This window comes from Psychrobacter aquimaris, assembly GCF_016107525.1.
GTDB classification, from domain to species: domain Bacteria; phylum Pseudomonadota; class Gammaproteobacteria; order Pseudomonadales; family Moraxellaceae; genus Psychrobacter; species Psychrobacter aquimaris.
The window spans coordinates 92,667-110,248 of sequence record NZ_JABASR010000001.1 but is presented as its reverse complement, the minus strand read 5'-3'; the positions used below and the strand labels follow the sequence as shown (position 1 = coordinate 110,248).

The 17,582-nt window shown below is 41.9% G+C and carries 13 protein-coding genes and 3 tRNA genes; 5 read left to right on the top strand and 11 right to left on the bottom strand.

Annotated elements, in window-relative coordinates; genetic code table 11:
* Positions 1-31: 31 nt before the first annotated feature.
* Both JFC10_RS00510 and JFC10_RS00505 read right to left on the bottom strand, forming a co-directional pair.
* Positions 32-1,768 carry an NAD(P)/FAD-dependent oxidoreductase gene (locus JFC10_RS00510; RefSeq protein WP_198331191.1) on the bottom strand — a complete coding sequence of 579 codons (1,737 nt, stop codon included), beginning with the start codon at positions 1,766-1,768 and terminating at the stop codon, positions 32-34.
* A 66-nt stretch (positions 1,769-1,834) separates the two neighbouring features.
* Positions 1,835-2,572: an SDR family NAD(P)-dependent oxidoreductase gene (locus JFC10_RS00505; protein ID WP_198331190.1), complete on the bottom strand. Its 738-nt coding sequence runs from the start codon at positions 2,570-2,572 to the stop codon at positions 1,835-1,837.
* A 541-nt stretch (positions 2,573-3,113) separates the two neighbouring features.
* On the opposite strand from JFC10_RS00505, the gene JFC10_RS00500 reads away from it, so the two are divergent.
* On the top strand, positions 3,114-4,316 hold the full coding sequence (locus tag JFC10_RS00500) for a pyridoxal phosphate-dependent aminotransferase (RefSeq protein ID WP_198331189.1): 1,203 nt from the start codon (positions 3,114-3,116) through the stop codon (positions 4,314-4,316).
* A 299-nt stretch (positions 4,317-4,615) separates the two neighbouring features.
* Positions 4,616-4,691: transfer RNA gene (locus JFC10_RS00495), tRNA-Asn, on the top strand.
* Positions 4,692-4,873: 182 nt separating this feature from the next.
* Here the strand turns inward: JFC10_RS00495 and copM are convergent.
* From copM to JFC10_RS00480, 3 genes are all read right to left on the bottom strand, one after another.
* Positions 4,874-5,608: a CopM family metallochaperone gene (gene copM, locus JFC10_RS00490; RefSeq protein ID WP_227685903.1), complete on the bottom strand. Its 735-nt coding sequence runs from the start codon at positions 5,606-5,608 to the stop codon at positions 4,874-4,876.
* Positions 5,609-5,734: 126 nt separating this feature from the next.
* Positions 5,735-6,202, bottom strand: coding sequence for a DUF305 domain-containing protein (locus tag JFC10_RS00485; protein WP_227685905.1), 468 nt, complete (start codon positions 6,200-6,202; stop codon positions 5,735-5,737).
* Positions 6,203-6,291: 89 nt separating this feature from the next.
* The gene (locus JFC10_RS00480; RefSeq protein ID WP_198331188.1) at positions 6,292-6,873 is read right to left on the bottom strand and encodes a DUF411 domain-containing protein; all 582 of its coding nucleotides are present in this window, start codon (positions 6,871-6,873) and stop codon (positions 6,292-6,294) included.
* 205 nt (positions 6,874-7,078) lie between these two features.
* On the opposite strand from JFC10_RS00480, the gene JFC10_RS00475 reads away from it, so the two are divergent.
* Positions 7,079-7,846, top strand: coding sequence for a heavy metal response regulator transcription factor (locus tag JFC10_RS00475; RefSeq protein ID WP_198331436.1), 768 nt, complete (start codon positions 7,079-7,081; stop codon positions 7,844-7,846).
* Between the two features lies 1 nt (position 7,847).
* Entirely contained in the window at positions 7,848-9,329 is a 1,482-nt protein-coding gene (locus JFC10_RS00470; protein WP_198331187.1) for an ATP-binding protein, read from the top strand.
* Between the two features lie 234 nt (positions 9,330-9,563).
* On the opposite strand, the gene JFC10_RS00465 is transcribed toward JFC10_RS00470, so the two are convergent.
* From JFC10_RS00465 to msrB, 4 genes are all read right to left on the bottom strand, one after another.
* Positions 9,564-9,640, bottom strand: a tRNA-Asp gene (locus JFC10_RS00465).
* Positions 9,641-9,694: 54 nt separating this feature from the next.
* Positions 9,695-9,770 (bottom strand) — tRNA-Val (locus JFC10_RS00460).
* A 303-nt stretch (positions 9,771-10,073) separates the two neighbouring features.
* Positions 10,074-10,559, bottom strand: coding sequence for a glutathione peroxidase (locus JFC10_RS00455; RefSeq protein ID WP_198331186.1), 486 nt, complete (start codon positions 10,557-10,559; stop codon positions 10,074-10,076).
* 157 nt (positions 10,560-10,716) lie between these two features.
* On the bottom strand, positions 10,717-11,142 hold the full coding sequence (msrB, locus tag JFC10_RS00450) for a peptide-methionine (R)-S-oxide reductase MsrB (protein ID WP_193011201.1): 426 nt from the start codon (positions 11,140-11,142) through the stop codon (positions 10,717-10,719).
* Between the two features lie 476 nt (positions 11,143-11,618).
* Here msrB and JFC10_RS00445 point away from each other — a divergent pair, with 476 nt between their 5' ends.
* The gene (locus tag JFC10_RS00445) at positions 11,619-13,262 is read left to right on the top strand and encodes an aminotransferase class I/II-fold pyridoxal phosphate-dependent enzyme (RefSeq protein ID WP_404816031.1); all 1,644 of its coding nucleotides are present in this window, start codon (positions 11,619-11,621) and stop codon (positions 13,260-13,262) included.
* Positions 13,263-13,447: 185 nt separating this feature from the next.
* Here the strand turns inward: JFC10_RS00445 and JFC10_RS00440 are convergent, their stop codons facing one another.
* Entirely contained in the window at positions 13,448-15,055 is a 1,608-nt protein-coding gene (locus JFC10_RS00440) for an inorganic phosphate transporter (protein ID WP_193011200.1), read from the bottom strand.
* 627 nt (positions 15,056-15,682) lie between these two features.
* Positions 15,683-17,368 (bottom strand): ATPase, encoded by a 1,686-nt coding sequence (locus tag JFC10_RS00435; protein WP_198331185.1) that lies wholly within the window; start codon positions 17,366-17,368, stop codon positions 15,683-15,685.
* Positions 17,369-17,582 lie beyond the last annotated feature (214 nt).

The window sequence follows — 17,582 nt, the reverse complement described above, 5'->3', positions numbered from 1 at the left end:
TCAATAGTGTTCGTTGATCTCACTCTCAAAATCACTGCACTTTACGGCGACCAAATAAACTGCGTTTTTTATGTTGGTTGGTATCACCAGCAACGGCACTCTGTAAGCGCTCAGCATACTCAACCAACTCCTGATTGGTAGCCGCCGTGACAACCTCACGCTTATTAAGTGCGCGCAATTTGGTATCCGCCTTTACCGGCAGGTCTTTATAACGAAACGGCGTATGTGCGCTATCAGCATCAGGTAAATGAGCTCGGTCAACCTCATCTTTTATATCAATATCAAGACCAAGCGCCTGACAGACACGTAGACCACTGCGCACGCCATCTTCATGAAAACCATTAAACCAATAGGCCCCGCAAAAATGCGTGTGCAAGCCGTTACTAGAGATACTTGACCATTTACTTTGCGCCTCTATCATCGCTAAATCAAACACTGGATGGCTATAATCGATGCGCTTAATGACTTGCTTGTCATCAACACTTTTATTAACAGTTGCTGGATTAAGCGTAACCAAGTAATTGTGCTTTTTGGTCAAGCGTTGTAGGATATTCATATGATAAGTCAGCACTGGTTTTGTTGATATTTGCGATTTTTCAGTATTGTTTTCAGCGGATGATTGTCGCGCAGTTTTATTTGAGAGATTCTCATCTATCAGATAATTCCAGCTGGCCCATGCCAATGGCTTGTTCGGCAGCACACTGATATCGGTATGCAGTACAGCTGTATTTTTGGTAAAGCGGAAGTGACTCAGTACCTCAGACTCATCAGTACTCGCATCTTTTAGAATCTTTAACGCAGTATCTGCATGACAAGCAAAAACAACTTCATCGAATACAAGATTCTCGATAGTGTTATCAGCACTACCTTTATTTTGAACCGTCAATAATACCTGATCGCCATCACGAACCACAGACTGTACTGGGCTGTTGACTCTCACCTTACCGCCCGCTTTGATAAATCGCGGAATCAATTTATTAACGTATTGTTTTGAGCCACCTTTGATCGTAAACCATTGCGGACGATTGACCACATCGAGCAAACCATGATTGTCAAAGAACTGCGCAAAAAACACCAATGGGAAATCTTGCACTTCATCCAGACTGGTTGACCAAATGGCTGAGACCATTGGCAGTAGATAGTTATCGGTAAACAGCTGACCGTACTTCTGCTGTGTGAGATAGTCACCTAGGGTTTGCTCAGTAAAAATGCTGACATCTTGCCCTTGAGCACGTGCCATTTCGTAGTCTTGGCGTAGCTGCTTGATATGCTTATTGAACTGAAAAATATCTTTGATGAATCGCCAAAACTTTGGATTGAGGACATTCTTACGCTGCGACAATAAAGTATTGAGCGTGTGACCATTATATTCAAAATGTCGCGCTGTATTCTTTACTGAAAAGCTCATGTCAGTCGACTGAAACGGCACTTGCAACTCATGAAGTAGACGAAAGAAATTGGGATAAGTACGCTCATTAAAGACGATAAACCCAGTATCTATAGCACTGCTCTCTACATTGCTACTCTTTGCTTTTTTGCCATCTTGTAGCGCGACATCGATGGTATTTACATGCCCACCGATATAATCATTAGCCTCGAATACCGTTACTTCATGTTGTGCCACCAGATAATGAGCACAGGTCAGGCCAGACACCCCCGAGCCGATAATGGCGATACGTTTTTGCGCTGACTGATAGTCTGAATTTTTTACTGTATTGTCGTTGGCTATTTTTTGGTTATTTGCACGCTTGAAACGGATAAACGGCATAAAAGCATTCCCTTCTATATTTTTGCTGTTTTTATAGTGGATAATATTTTTGTTGATAATGATAAATTACTTTTTATTGAGCTTTTCACTGACTTGTTGCCACACCAAATCTGGCAACGTACCCAGCGCCTTTAACGGTAAAGTGAGCTTTTTGGGAAATTCAATCACATCGTGACCGCGCGCGATACCATCGCGGATGGCTTGGCTTGCCTGCGCTGTTGTCTGGATAAACGGCATAGGGAAATCATTCTGTTTGGTCATAGGCGTTTCAACAAAACCAGGTATGACCAAGCTGACCGACACATCATACGGTGCAAGGCTAATTTGCAAGGTTTTCATTAGGTAATGGATGGCAGCCTTTGAGCTGCCATAAGCTTCGGCACGAGCAAACGGCACATAAGCAGAGGCTGAACCAATTCCCACCAAGCGACCTTTTGAGGCGATTAATTTTGGCAACACCCCTTCGATAGCATGCGACAATGTGCCCATATTTACCGACATGACTTTCATAAACACACTACTGTCAAAGTTCGGCATGTCTAAGTACTCGCACATACCAGCGCCGCAAATCGCTAGATCAACATTGTCGATTTTTTCAAACGCTTCGATGACTTTTTCTCGATCCATAAGGTCTAAATCAATCGTTTCTGCGCCTAACGCCTGAAGTTCAGCCAATGCTTCGTCGTCACGGCCGACTGCATATACATGATGATCTGCTAGCAGATAGTCTTTTGCTAACTGCTTACCAATGCCTGACGTCGCCCCAGTAATGAGAATATGTAATTTTTCAGTAGAATCTGTCATCGTAAATATCCTTTTATTTGTGCTGATAGTACAAAACTCACCATGTATCTAAATCTTAAATACTTACCTGTTATCTTGTTTCAGCTGATAGCATTGACCTTATTTTATTAAGGTATCATCCATTTTTTTTATTAAATCTAAACAATCATAGCGCAAGGCTATAGGTTTATTGTTGTGGTTTCGCAATCAATACGTCTCTTAACTGACTGAACTTGCATGTTCTAGCGCACCGGAGAAATTGCTCATAAGTCCGTCATTTTATGTTACTAGCCTTATAAGACAGCCTAATTACGGCATGCTACAATACTAAAAATCAAAAGTATCTTTGAATTAAATGGCTGATTAATCAGCGTGTTTATAATGAAAATATCCATCCTGTTAGAAGCGATTATGTTTATTGACCGTTATTCATTTTCAAAAATGAACTTTCGTTGCGACAGTTTTTTAAACTGTCTGACATCGTGTCCTGATAACATATAAAACGTTATATAATTAATAATAGCGCTTCATCAATCCCACTCCACTATAAAAAGGATCTCTCATGAGCGAGTTGCAACTGTCTAACCGTGTTAATAACATTAAACCATCACCCACGCTAGCAATTACTAATAAAGCCAAAGAGCTAAAAGCAGCTGGTAAAGATATTATCGGTTTGGGCGCTGGTGAACCTGATTTTGATACCCCTGAACACATCAAAAAAGCAGCAATCGATGCCATTAATGACGGTTTTACCAAATACACCGCTGTCGATGGTACGCCAGAGCTCAAAAAAGCCATCATTGAAAAGTTCAAACGTGATAACGACATTAGCTATGAGCCAAATGAAATCCTAGTATCCGTCGGTGGTAAGCAATCATTCTTTAACCTTGCCCAAGCATTTATCAATCCTGGCGACGAAGTCATCATCCCAGCACCTTACTGGGTCAGCTATCCTGACATGGTCATCATTGCTGAAGGCGTGCCAGTCATCGTTAAATGTCCAGCCGAGCAAGACTTCAAAATCACCCCTGAGCAGCTAGAAGATGCCATCACTGACAAAACCAAAATGTTGGTATTGAACAGCCCTTCTAACCCAACAGGTATGATTTACACGTTGGACGAGCTAAAAGCCATCGCTGAAGTGCTGAAAAAGCACCCACAAGTCTATGTTGTTTCAGATGACATGTATGAGCACATCCGCTGGACGGGTGATAAGTTCTACAATATTTTGAATGCAGCACCTGAGCTAAAAGAGCGGGCGATTATTTTAAATGGCGTGTCAAAAGCCTATGCGATGACTGGTTGGCGTATTGGTTACGCCGGTGGCCCTGCCAAACTGATTGGGGCGATGAAAAAGGTACAGTCACAATCTACCTCATGCCCAACTTCTATCAGCCAAGTGGCTGCAGAAGCAGCGATCAGTGGCGATCAAAGCGTACTAGAGCCGATGGTAGCCGCCTTTGAGAAGCGCTGTGACCTAGTTGTTGATGGTTTGAACGCGATCAAAGGGATTACTTGCCTGCGTCCTGATGGCGCATTCTATGTGTATCCAAATATCGTACCACTCATCAAAGCCGCTGGCCTATCATCATGTACTGAGTTTTCAGAATGGTTATTAGAGAAAGTTGGCGTTGCAGTGGTGCCTGGTGACGCCTTCGGTCTCGGTGGCTATATGCGCATCTCTTACGCGACTGATGAAGCGACGCTAAAAGATGCCTTATCACGTATCGAAAAAGCGGTAGCTGATTTAGACGTTGCTGAATAAAGACTAAACAGCCACTGTCTTAAAATTACTACGCTTAGACATGTGCTTAAAAATGTGATTATAAACGAAGACGCCACCTATCCTCTATGTGGCGTTTTTTTATTCATCTCGCAATTGCTAGATTTTTTGGCAAAAAACCTCGCAAAACACCTTATAACCTTATTAAAATAATAATCTTTGATAATTATGCAAAAAAGGCTTGACGTATTTTTTATTTTTGCTAGAATACGCCCCACTTAGCAAGAACTCGTTAGAGACTTCTAAGGCTCGTTGTAAGGTTTTAAAGACTTGCAGCTTATTCTCCAATAGCTCAGTTGGTAGAGCAACGGACTGTTAATCCGTGTGTCCCTGGTTCGAGCCCAGGTTGGAGAGCCACATTTTAGTAGTAAATTTCTTGAATCATCTTTGATTCAATTATGGCATTTGCCAAAACCCTCATCTCTTTGATGAGGGTTTTTTTATGGCTGTTCTTTTTATAAATGGATAAGTAGTATAGTTGTTATCTACCTACAAAAAGCAAATACCTGTTCAAAACAATATCCTTAAGCACTCATTATTTAACTATTGTGCTTGGCTATCCAGTTTTGCATTTGCTCAATTTCAGGCTGCTGCGCGTCAATTATTTTTTGTGCCAATTTACGCATTTCTGCATTTTTGCCATACTTTAGCTGTATTTTTGCCATATCTACTGCGCCAATATGATGCGGCAACATACCGCGAGCAAATGCCATATCGGGGTTAGGGTCAGCGATACCTGCCATCATTTCACTATGCATCGCATCCATACCCTTAGCGTAAGCTGTCTGCATGGCTTCAGTATCAGACGTTGGCTCAGCAGCATCAGGATTGTTGACAAGCCAACTCTGCATTTGCTCAATTTCAGCTTTCTGAGCGTCAATAATCTCTTGTGCCAACTGACGCATTTCTGCATCCGTACCATACTTTAGCTGAATCTCTGCCATATCAACAGCACCAATATGGTGACCGAGCATTCCTTGAGCAAAGGCAGCATCGGGATCGTTGTATGCCATACCTGCCATCATCTCATCATGCATCTTAGTCATAGAGTCATTATACTCTCCATGTATGCCAGTCATCGCATCGCCTGACATATCATGACCTGCATGCGCATTCACCGTGGTAGTGTCTGTTGTCGCATTATTAACGGGAGCCGCCGCGTCTTTGACAGTAGCATCTGTTACGTCATTCGTCGGCTGACAAGCGCCAAGCATCATCACGGCACTGACACTAACTGCAAGTATGGCAAGACGTGAGTTTCTTATCATTTTCATGGTAGATCCTTAATTACGATCGTTTGGTTGTTATGATTCATATAAAAACTGGCAAATCAGTTAAGATCCACCAATTGGAAAAAATCATTTAATTTATGTGCTAAAAGTAGTGTGTTTTAAGGCTATTTATTCTAATGCTTCGATCAGTGCCTGCATCTCTTTAATTTCACGTTTTTGTGCTTCGATGATGTCGTCAGCAAGTTGCTGTACTCTAGGGTCTTCTATATCGGCTCTTGAGCTGGTTAAGATCGCAATTGAATGATGCGGTATCATAGCCTGCATCCAATCCACTTGATCGACGGTTGCTTGAGACCTGACGCCCCATATACCCACGGCAAACATCAGCACACTAAGACCATAAATCATTAAGTTGACCTTAGTTTTCTTATACATGTTGGTCATAAAGGCGAGCATAATCACTACCATGCCTGCGCCCATATATAGTGCCATATAAGCTCTGGTCTCACTAAAATAAATATGATCCCACTCATAAGTATTGAAGTACATCATGATATACATCACCACGGTAGACGTCAGAATCATAAGGGTGAACTTTATATAAGGGTTCATCTGTTTTTGCTCTGTATGAGTCATCAGTCAGTCTCCATCAATGCCGCGATCAGTACCACAATAAGTAGCTGAAATGTAAAACATCTATCTAAAGTATTAGGGCGTATCCTAACTTATAGCTGCTGCTCTGCGAACTCAACCTCAGCGTATACTTGGTTTGTGCCATCCTTGTTTATTTGCATAATTTGGTATGGCATGAATTTATCTTGATATTCCATACCCGGTACCACCAAACCAATGGCTTGCTTTGGTGGGTTTTGTAAAAACTCAGCCACATATTTAGCAGGAACATGACCTTCGATGACATAACCATCACTGGTAACCGCGGTATGGCAAGAGCGCATCTCAGTAGGCACACCGTAACGCTCTTTAAATAATGACAAGTCTGCAACATCATGAGTAGTCGTCGTTAACCCGTTATCTTCTGCGTGCCCTATCCATTCTTTACAACAGCTACAATTAGCATCTTTATAGACAGTGGCTGACACCTTCTTGAGCAGGTCTGGATTGTTGGCTGGCGTTACTGTTTGCTTAATCTGTATAGCGTTTGCCTCACCACTGCTGGCGTTAGAGGCATTGGCAGTAGATGAGCTAGCATTAGAAGCGTTGATGTCAGATTGCCCGCACGCTGATAATATAACAGCGGTTGATAAGATCGCTGCCCCTCGAAAAAACTTAACGGTAAAAGCAATCATAGAGGCTTCTCATAGTGTTTAATATTGAAAGTAGGATGTACTGAAGCCAAACTAGCATAACGACTCTGACAGTCAGATGACGCCAAGATGACAATTTTGTCATCTTGAAGCCTGAATATAGGTTTATTGCAAGTATTACTCTATGATTGATAATAATAGAAACATTTATATTGATGACACCCTAAACAATTGGTTCGAGTATGCTATGAAAGTATTGTTAGTCGAAGATGAATTATCGCTTGGCGACTATATTAAAAAAGGTTTAAGCGAGGCAGGCTTTATCGTTGAGCATAAAACAACAGGTTTAGATGGTTATCATGCACTGATGACTGAGGACTTCAATGTCGTGGTGATGGATGTGATGCTGCCTGATGTCAGTGGTTTTGAGTTGGTCAGTAAATATCGCGCTGCTGGTAACACCACCCCTGTGTTATTTTTGACCGCAAAAGATGACCTTAGCGACCGAATAAAAGGCATTGAGATTGGCGGTGATGACTATCTCACCAAGCCTTTTGCCTTCGCTGAGCTGCTGGTCAGAATCAAAAGCTTACTACGCCGTGCCAATCAAACAGATTACGCCAGCACAGTGCTTCAAATGGCTGATTTAAAAATGGATATCGCCAAACGTAGTGTGCATCGAGATAAGTGTTCTATCAAATTAACGGCCAAAGAATTTGCTCTATTACAGTTTTTACTTGAGCATCAAGGCGAAGTATTGCCTCGCTCTGTCATCGCTTCACAAGTATGGGATATGAATTTTGATAGCGATACCAATGTGATTGATGTGGCAATAAGACGCTTACGAAGTAAAATCGATGATGACTTTGAAAATAAGCTCATTCATACCGTACGTGGCATGGGCTATAAACTAGAAGTGGAAGATAGCGATGCTACAGTCAATAATGAAACCAACATCGATATGAGTAATGAGGCTAATACTATCTCTAAAATCAATCCTCTTGAAGTGAAATAGCATGGCATATAAATCAGCGCATCGACGCTTGTCATTACTGTGGCGCACCACTCTAGTATTAACGGTATGTGTGCTGATATCTCAAGCTTTTTTGTACATATGGATACAGCGTTCGGTCAATAATCATTTTAAACAAATGGATTCCGAGATATTGACTCAAGCTGCGTTTAATTTACGGCAGTACATGACAGATTTGCCATCCGATGCTCAACGCGCTAACGACCTTACCGCTACCACTCATCTAGCCAATACAGCATCATCTGTGATGGATACCTTTCGACCAGATTATGAAGTCAAAATAATTATCACTGACCATAATGGACAAGTCATTAATAGTCAGCCAAAGGATTTTATTGATAAGTTCAATGATACCCAATTAATCGAAAAACTATGGCAGCAGCACCACAATCAACCCTTTGACTTGCAGCTTAATAATCGTCATTTTCGCGCGCTGGTCATTGAGCACTCTAATCGTTTGGCATTAATCGCGCTACCGATTGATGTGCATCATCAATACCTTGCCCAGTTTAATCGCCATCTTATCCTGATACTTATTGCGATTACTTTTATATTGGTATCAGTCGCGGCTTTTAGTGTCTATCTAGGATTTGCCCCCTTAGCGACCATCAGCCAAAAAATGACACGTATCAACGCCGAGCAGTTAGACGATAGAATCATCGTATCTGAAATGCCAAGCGAGCTGCGACCCTTGGCTGACGCCTATAACGCCATGATGGATAAACTCGAACACAACTTTGCTTCACTATCACAGTTTTCAGATGACATTGCTCACGAACTGCGCACACCACTGGCAACGTTAAGCACCCAAACTCAAGTGATGCTCAGTAAACCTAGAGACCATCAAGAATATGTCGAGCAGCTACATCATCAACACGACACGCTCAAGCAACTATCCGTGCTAATTAACAATATGCTATTGCTAGCAAAAACTCAAAAAGGTCTCTACGACTCACAACGTCATCTTGTCGATACCGACTCACTGATAATTAAGCTCATCGATTATTTTGAGCTGATAGCCGAAGAGCGCGGTATCTCTTTTGAAAAAAAAGGTGAGTTTGATGTGGTATTAGGAGATGAGAGCTTGTTACAAAGGCTGTTTGCCAACCTGATATCCAATGCGATTTACTATGCCGCCAGCGACAGTATCATTACTATTACAGCCATTTCTAAGACTGCTAGCCTCATAAAAAATAACGCTCACACTCTTAAAGAAACCGTTCAGCAGCCATCGCTAAGCATCACCATCACTAACCGCTTGCAGACGCCCCTAAATCAAGCGGAAGCAGATAGACTGTTTGAGCGCTTTTATCGTCATGACAAATCCAATGGCCAGCACTCGGGCACAGGGTTGGGATTGGCCATCGTACAAGCGATCGTCAATGCCCATAACGGCAAAGTCAGTATTACCATTAAGGATGAGTATTACTTTCAAGTCAATGTACAGTTATTAAAAGGATCATAGGGCGTGTTTAATCGAGAAATCGCTCACCTTTTGTTCACCCAGCAGGTGGTCAGCAATTTTTAGAGAGTAAGATTTTCTCACTTGAATTTATCAAAGATATGATCGTAAAGAAAAAATAGCCAACCTTTATGGATAAAGGCTTCAATAGAAATTTTAGACACAAAAAAACCCCAAACAAAATTATGTTTGAGGCGAAACTTGCTTAAACTCGAAAGTTTAAATTCGTTTTAAATATGGCGCAGCGGACGGGACTCGAACCCGCGACCCCCGGCGTGACAGGCCGGTATTCTAACCAACTGAACTACCGCTGCTTAGGTCGTTTTTAGCATTTTACCTTTATAAAGAGGCCCACTTCGCTAAAGTAGTGGTGGGTGATGACGGATTCGAACCGCCGACATTCTGCGTGTAAGGCAGACGCTCTACCAACTGAGCTAATCACCCTGAGAAGCATTAAAAATTGCAATGCAATTTTAACTCCGCAAGTTAAAATTCCTTAAAGGGAATTTTATAGAAAGTTTAATCTTTAAAGTTGTCACGCTTTAATTCAGTAAAAATTCTAACAACATTGAACTTAATTAAGTCCCCTTGCTGTGGGTGTGTATTATATAGATTTACACATGGCTGTCAAACAGTATTTTCAGTTTTTTAACGTATTTTATAGGTTTTTATTTATTAATCTGACAAGCCTATGTTTTAATTGGATTTATATTTTTATAAAAAACCAATAAATTTTCAAGCATGACCCTATTTACTGGCCAATGCTTGTTCGATATCCATTTTTATGGCTTCTGGTTTGGTGGTTGGCGCATAGCGGTCAATAACCTGTCCATCTTTACCAACTAAAAACTTGGTGAAATTCCATTTAATACCGTCTGTCAATACGCCACCCTTTTGCTCTTTAAGCCAATCAAAAATAGGATGAGCGTCTTTGCCATTGACATCAACTTTTGCCATCATCGGGAAGCTGACACCATAGTTTTTTTGACAAAATGCGCCAATTTCATCATTACTGCCTGGATCTTGACTGCCAAACTGATTACATGGGAAACCAATAACGACCAATCCTTGATCTTTGTATTGCTGATACAGCGCCTCTAGGCCTTCGAATTGCGGGGTGAATCCACACTTGCTCGCGGTATTAACGATTAATAGTACGTTATCTTTGTAATCAGAGAACGCTTGTGAAGTACCGTCCATACGTTCAGCGGTAAAATCATAAATAGTACTCATCATCTGTCCTTAAATCGATTAATTTATTATTTTGTTTTTTTTAAGCCGTGCTCATGTCTCAATAACATTAACATTCATAGTGCTAATAACTGGCAAGGAAGCATCTCGCACTTCCCTGCCATGACTCTAAAACAATCTAAGCGACTTGTTCTACCGATTACTTGTCAGATTTATCTAAATCAATAGACACAGAGTTGATGCAATAGCGCATCCCCGTCGTCTCGCGTGGGCCGTCAGGGAAGACATGACCTAAATGTGCGCCACAGTTACTACAAGTGACTTCTGTCCGCGTCATGCCCAGCGAATTATCCACATGCTCCTCGATAGCGCTGTTATCAATTCCTTGGTCAAAACTTGGCCAACCACAGCTAGCATCAAACTTATTGCTTGAGTCAAATAAGCTAGCACCACAGCCTTTGCAGCGGTAAACACCATCATCAGTCGCATCATTATAGACGCCTGTAAATGGGCGTTCTGTACCCTTCTCACGCATCACGTGATACTCATCAGCACTCAGACGCTCTTTCCAGTCAGCTTCCGTTAACTGGCTGATCTCTTCTTGGCTAAGTTGATTGTCTTGCATAACGTATCCTTAATTTGGGTATGTATTATCTCATCCATTAGTATTAGCTTTTATCTGCTATAAACTAACACTTTATCGCCATATTTTTATAAAAACGATGGGCTCTATCTCTTGTTTATCCACTCAATATTCAAGGCATACATTACAAGAAAGTTATCAAAAACAAGTGATAGCGTAAGGTGTTGAAAAAGCTGTGATAAATAAAATACAGCCAATTGTCTTAGCATATTAATGAATACAGATACAGTTCTGAAAATAATTTAACAAAGAAACTTCATACCTAGCAGATCAGTAAAGAAAAAGAGATGCCTTTATCTAAAATGCAAGTTATTCTTGCATTATCAAATATAACCCTCTTAAAAAGAGCTTGCATTGCTACTAATAATGCAATAATATCTTGCATTACGGCTTGAGTAAAACAAATGCTTACTTTTATTCTCTCTATTACCAACTAATTAACAAAGGCTTGAATGATTATGGCTGATGACAAGAGCAAAGGCACACAAGCTGAAAGACTGGTACAGCTACGTCGTGATAAAGGGCTCACTGCTGAACAATTAGCACAAGCCATGACTGCAGCAGGTGCAAAAGTCAGTCGCGGTGCTATCTCGAATTGGGAGCGTGGCACCAACGGTATTGTGTCATCTAAGCTGCCAACGCTCGCACACATTTTAGGCTGCAGTGAAGGCTATCTGTTACGCGGTGAACTAAAAAACGACAGTGATAAGGATAAAGAGGTGGGTAAGAGCGCTCATTCTCATAACAAAAACAGTCAAAGTACGGCACCCGCTCAAGCTGACAAGATACATGAATCACAAGCCAGTCAAACAGCTTCAACCCCTACTACAGACACAAACTCACAAAACAACCCTATGAGTGGTCACGCTATGAACACAATAAAAAAATCGGATAAATTGCAAAATGTTTGCTACGACATTCGCGGCCCGCTATTACAAACAGCCAATAAGATGGAAGCAGAAGGCAAACGTATATTAAAGCTGAATGTCGGTAACCCAGCACCTTTTGGTCTAGAAGCCCCGCATGAGATTTTGCGCGATGTGGCGATGAATTTGCCAGACGCGACCGGCTATTCCGACTCGCAAGGGATTTTTTCAGCGCGTAAAGCCGTCTTACAGTACTACCAATCAAAGGGGTTGCTATCGGCAGTTGATGTCCGTGACGTGTATTTAGGCAATGGGGTTTCTGAGCTAATTGTGATGACCATGCAGGCGTTGATGAATGATGGTGACGAAGTGCTTATCCCGATGCCAGACTACCCACTTTGGACGGCAGCGGCGAACCTATCTGGCGGCACAGCAGTACATTATCGCTGCAATGAAGACGATAACTGGCACCCTGATATCGAAGACATTAAATCTAAAATCACCTCTAAAACTAAAGGTATTGTGGTAATTAACCCCAATAACCCAACGGGTTCACTTTATAGTGATGAATTGCTAAAACAAATTATTGAGGTTGCTAAAGAATATAATTTAATCATCATGGCCGATGAGATTTACGATCGTATCCTTTATGATGATATGGTACACACCCCAATGAGCACCTTGACTGATGACGTATTGGTGCTCTCATACAATGGCTTATCAAAGTCGCATCGTATCGCAGGATTCCGTGCAGGTTGGATGATGGTATCTGGCAAAAAACACCATGCCGCCGACTTTATCGAAGGCTTAGACATGTTAGCATCTATGCGTCTGTGTTCTAACGTCCAAGGTCAGTATGCCATTCAAACGGCAATGGGTGGCTATCAAAGCATGAAAGACCTAACGTCAGAACGCGGACGCTTATATAAGCAGCGTGAAATGGCCGTGTCACGACTTAATGCTATCAAAGGTATCTCTTGTACCATGCCGCAAGGCGCGTTTTATTGCTTTCCAAAGATGGATCCTGACATTTACCCTATCGAAGATGATATGGCATTTATGATGGATTTGCTTGTTGAAGAAAATGTCTTAATGGTGCAAGGAACAGGCTTTAACTGGGATAAGCCAGATCACTTCCGCTTGGTATTTTTGCCAAACTTACATGATTTAGAGGATGCCATGGACCGCTTAGAACGCTTCTTTGCCAAAAAGCGCAAGCAATTTGGTACCGAATAGAATTCACTTTGTTTAAATTGAATTTTACTTTGACATAAAAAAACGCTTATCGGCGTGATGCTGATAAGCGTTTTTTGTGTTGTTCAATAAAACAATTAAATCTCGCTATCAAAGTCTTATTGAACAACTATACCGCTTTAATTTTAAAAAACACTACTTTAAAACATGGCTTTAACAGTGCTATTTTAAAAAATATTGATTAACAAAATGTAGCTAATAGCAGACATTGCCGCCGCGGCAGGGAGAGTGATCACCCATGCCAAACCAATAGGTTTCATCAGTGCCCAATTGGTATCTCTATTGACAATACCGATGCCAAGTACCGCGCCAACTAAAGTGTGTGTACTTGAGACTGGCAGCCCCATAGTAGACGCCCCCATCACCACTGCAGCAGCAGCCAATTCAGCTGAAAATCCAGAAGCTGGATGCATTTTTGCCAAATTGGTACCGACCGTTTGAATGACTTCTTTACCGATGAACCAAAGACCGACGATAAGCGCAACACCAAAGGTCAACATCACCGCAGGTGGTACGGCGGCTTCGGTGGCAATGCTATTGGTACGAATAACATCCATAATCGCAGCAAAAGGACCAACCGCGTTGGCAATATCATTTGAGCCATGACTAAAGGCAAAAGCAGAGGCGGTAAAGACCTGCATCCAGCTAAACATAATAAACGTTGCTTTGGTCAAATCCTCTTTATGCTTACCACGGATACTCTTCGTATAGATAAAGGTCGCAAGCCACACCAGCGCCGCGATCATACCCATGATTAAAAAGCCTTGCAGCGTCGTCATGCCATTATTGACATTCTTTAAACCCTTAAAGATGACCAAAGAAGCCATGACCGCGCCACCAGCAGCCGCAATGATAGGTACCCATTGCTTCAATGCTTTTAGGGTATCAAGGTTGCTGCGCTCGTTTTCAATCTCATAAAGCTGTTTGTAATAATCGGTTTCTAAGTCTTCAACGACGCAATCATCATCTTTGTAGATTTCTTGATCACGTAACATCGCTGACGTATAGGCCAGCTGTTCTGATTCTGTTAGACCGTCCAAAAATTCTTTATGGTTTTGTTTTAAGGTTTTTTTGTCGCCTTTCAAAGTCGCAATATGCGCCTCTGTTTTATCATTATATTCAATGATGTTTTTCTTAATCTGTCCATATAATAAATAGGATAAAACGCCGCCCAATAGCGGTGATAATACCCAAGAAATCGCGATGGTGCCAATCGTACCCCAATTCACCGTTGATAATGCCATTTCGGTACCACCTAACGTGATACCCAATACAATAGAGCTACCAACAACGCCGCCAATAATGGCGTGAGTGGTCGAAACGGGCAGACCCTTTTTGGTGGCAAATAATAGCCAGAATGCGGCAGCGATGAGCGCTGACAGCATGACATAAATGAACTGGTTGGGCGTTACTGAAAGACCATCTAGATCGACAATGCCGCTCCGAATGGTATCGGTTACTTCACCACCTGCCAGTACGGCTCCCGACACTTCAAATATCGCTGCGATGCCCAACGCTTGCGGAATGGTCAACGTCCCTGCACCCACTGAGGTACCAAAGGAGTTGGCGACATCATTACCACCAATATTGAATGCCATAAAGACACCAAAAGCGGTAGCCACAATAAATAGCGTCGTCTGCTGACGCATCGTGTAATCTAGACCCCACCACAAAAAGTAGGCGGTCATCGCAATCAGTAAAATGGCAAAAAATAGATTTATTCTCATAGAGCCGACTGATTTGACTGGCTCTGTAGAACTGCTGCTAATACCCATACGTTGATACGTCCTGCGTAAGCTGATTGAAATTATATGCGGTTAATGACATTGCGCGACTATTAATGATGCTAATGTTAGCTTCTAACATTAATATAGCGTATATAAAACACGCAACATGCTTGCTAAAAAACGGTTTTTCTTACTGCTATTTTGATGAACTATCCTAGCGCTTACCTTTACTTAATCATATGTGATTTTGCGTAAAGGCAGTAAATAAGGTAAAACACATCACTCAATATGTCACAAAGCCGCAAGTGATATTGCCAAATCCTCTGATTACAGCATCTTGCGGCTTAGATATGTCGTAGTGATAACTTTGGTGTTAATAACTGCAATTGTAAAAAACTGTGCTAGAGTTATTAATATATATGTGTCAAAGAATAAAACACACTCTACTCACTCAGTGAGTTTCGTGCATAGCAGAAGCTATTGCGCGCCTATTATATTAAATATATGCACATAATGCATGATGATATTGCAAGATTTGTAACTGCCAGCATCTGAATCAGATAACATCCTTATGCAATGGTCGATTATACTCTTTTTGCATGGATACCTTTAACGTTAAATACATACTTATGGCGCTTTATAACCAGCGCCCCTAATTTACCCAACAATCATGTATTAGCTGCTACATACTGCTGATAATTGCTTAATCGCATGATCTAAAACATCCAAACGCGCTTGACGTTTTTCATTGGTCGCGATGACGCACCACGGTGCGTACTCTGTATCGGTACGTGCCAGCATATCAGCCGCAGATTGTACGTATTCAGACCACTTTTTACGGTTGCGCCAGTCATCGTCCGTCAGTTTAAATTGCTTGTGCGGTGTCTCCTGACGCGCTTCAAAACGTTTAAGTTGTTCTTTTTTATCGATAGCCAACCAGTATTTGATAACGATTGTTCCTGCCGCGGCTAGATCCGCCTCAAAACGATTGATTTCGTCGTAAGCACGCTGCCATTCATCATCAGTAGCAAACCCCTCAATACGCTCAACCAAAACACGTCCGTACCACGTTCGATCAAAAATGGCGATACGGCTAATACGGTCGGTTTGCTCGTTTGGTAGTTTGGTCCAAAAACGCCATAGATAAGGATGTTGAAGTTCATACAGCATTGGCGCACTGATATTATAAATTTGATACTCGCGTGGGTCGAGCGGCGCAACCAACCTTTTAATCGCACCACCTTTGCCTGCAGCGTCCATTCCTTCAAAGGCAAAGACGATATGGCGACCTTTGCGCGCACGTAGCAACTGCGCAAGGCGCGCTTGTTTTTCTGCTAAAGCATCACGGTAGTCCGACTTATCAATATCTGCATCATCAATGTCTATTAAAAATTTAGGAATTTTTACAGGTTCAAACTTTGCTGATTTGAGTGCTTGCTTGGCTTGCTTCTTAGTCTCTGATTTATCAGAGGTTTTTTCGGTATTGATGTTACTGCTTACTAGCGCGGTTTGCATCGCTTGTAGCACTTCATGGCAGAATTGGTCAGCAGCATCTGACTTGTCATCACCATCAATGATGATCCAGTCATCTTGTTGGCGTAGCAGAATGGTAGCCACTTCATTAAAGGTTTCGATAACTTTTTTACTATTCCAATCAATTTGATACAAAAATTGCGGATCGGCTTCACCGTCCTTTAACCGCTCCTGTAACGTTTCAATATCCACATGGAACCAGCATTTAAGCAGTCGGGTTTGATTGGCGGCTAGGTCTTGTTCAACTGCTTGCAGCTTAAGAAGCTGCTGCTGCAAATACGCTTGCCATTGCGCAATCGGTAATACCTTGTCGTTGACTGATTTTTTATCTTTTGATTTTGAATTTTTTGACGGTTTATTATCGTCTTTACTGGCTGACGTTGCCATACGCATGACGTTATAAAGCAAGTCAGCATACCAGTTACCAAAATAAACCATCACATCACCATGACGGGGTAGCGCCTTGGTATGTAACTGCCAAATCGGCTGATACGCTAAAGGACAATCACCAATGGTTGCCTCAACCTTGAGTAGCCGAGGATCTACCCATTGGCGCAATTGTTTAACAGCAGTGCCCTTGCCTGCCTGCTCCATACCATTGACCAATACCAACAGCCCTGTTGGTTTATTGAGGGTTGGCGGCGTCTGTTGGCGCGTTGCTCGTAGGGCATATTGGGCCGTGACCAGTGCCAATCTAAGCGCATCCTTATCCATAGAAAAATGACTCAGGGGATTAGGGGTTAAGCGCTCATCAACAATCTGCTCACTAAATTGTGCACTGACCGCTTGTGGTGCGTTAGGTGCAGTCGTATTATTATTTTTACTCATAACTGTTATCATCCTATGATTGTAAGCGTGTCAGCTTCATCATAGCATTTGACCAATGCGGTAAATAACGCTGCTATGTAACAGTTTGACATTTGTATTCTGCTTTATTTTCTTTTAAGGTGAACGCAATCTAAGATACATGCTGTAATCACTTTGTATAAATGCAACAAGCAAAAGTATAATACACGGTTCCTCTTGATCCTTTTATTCGCAA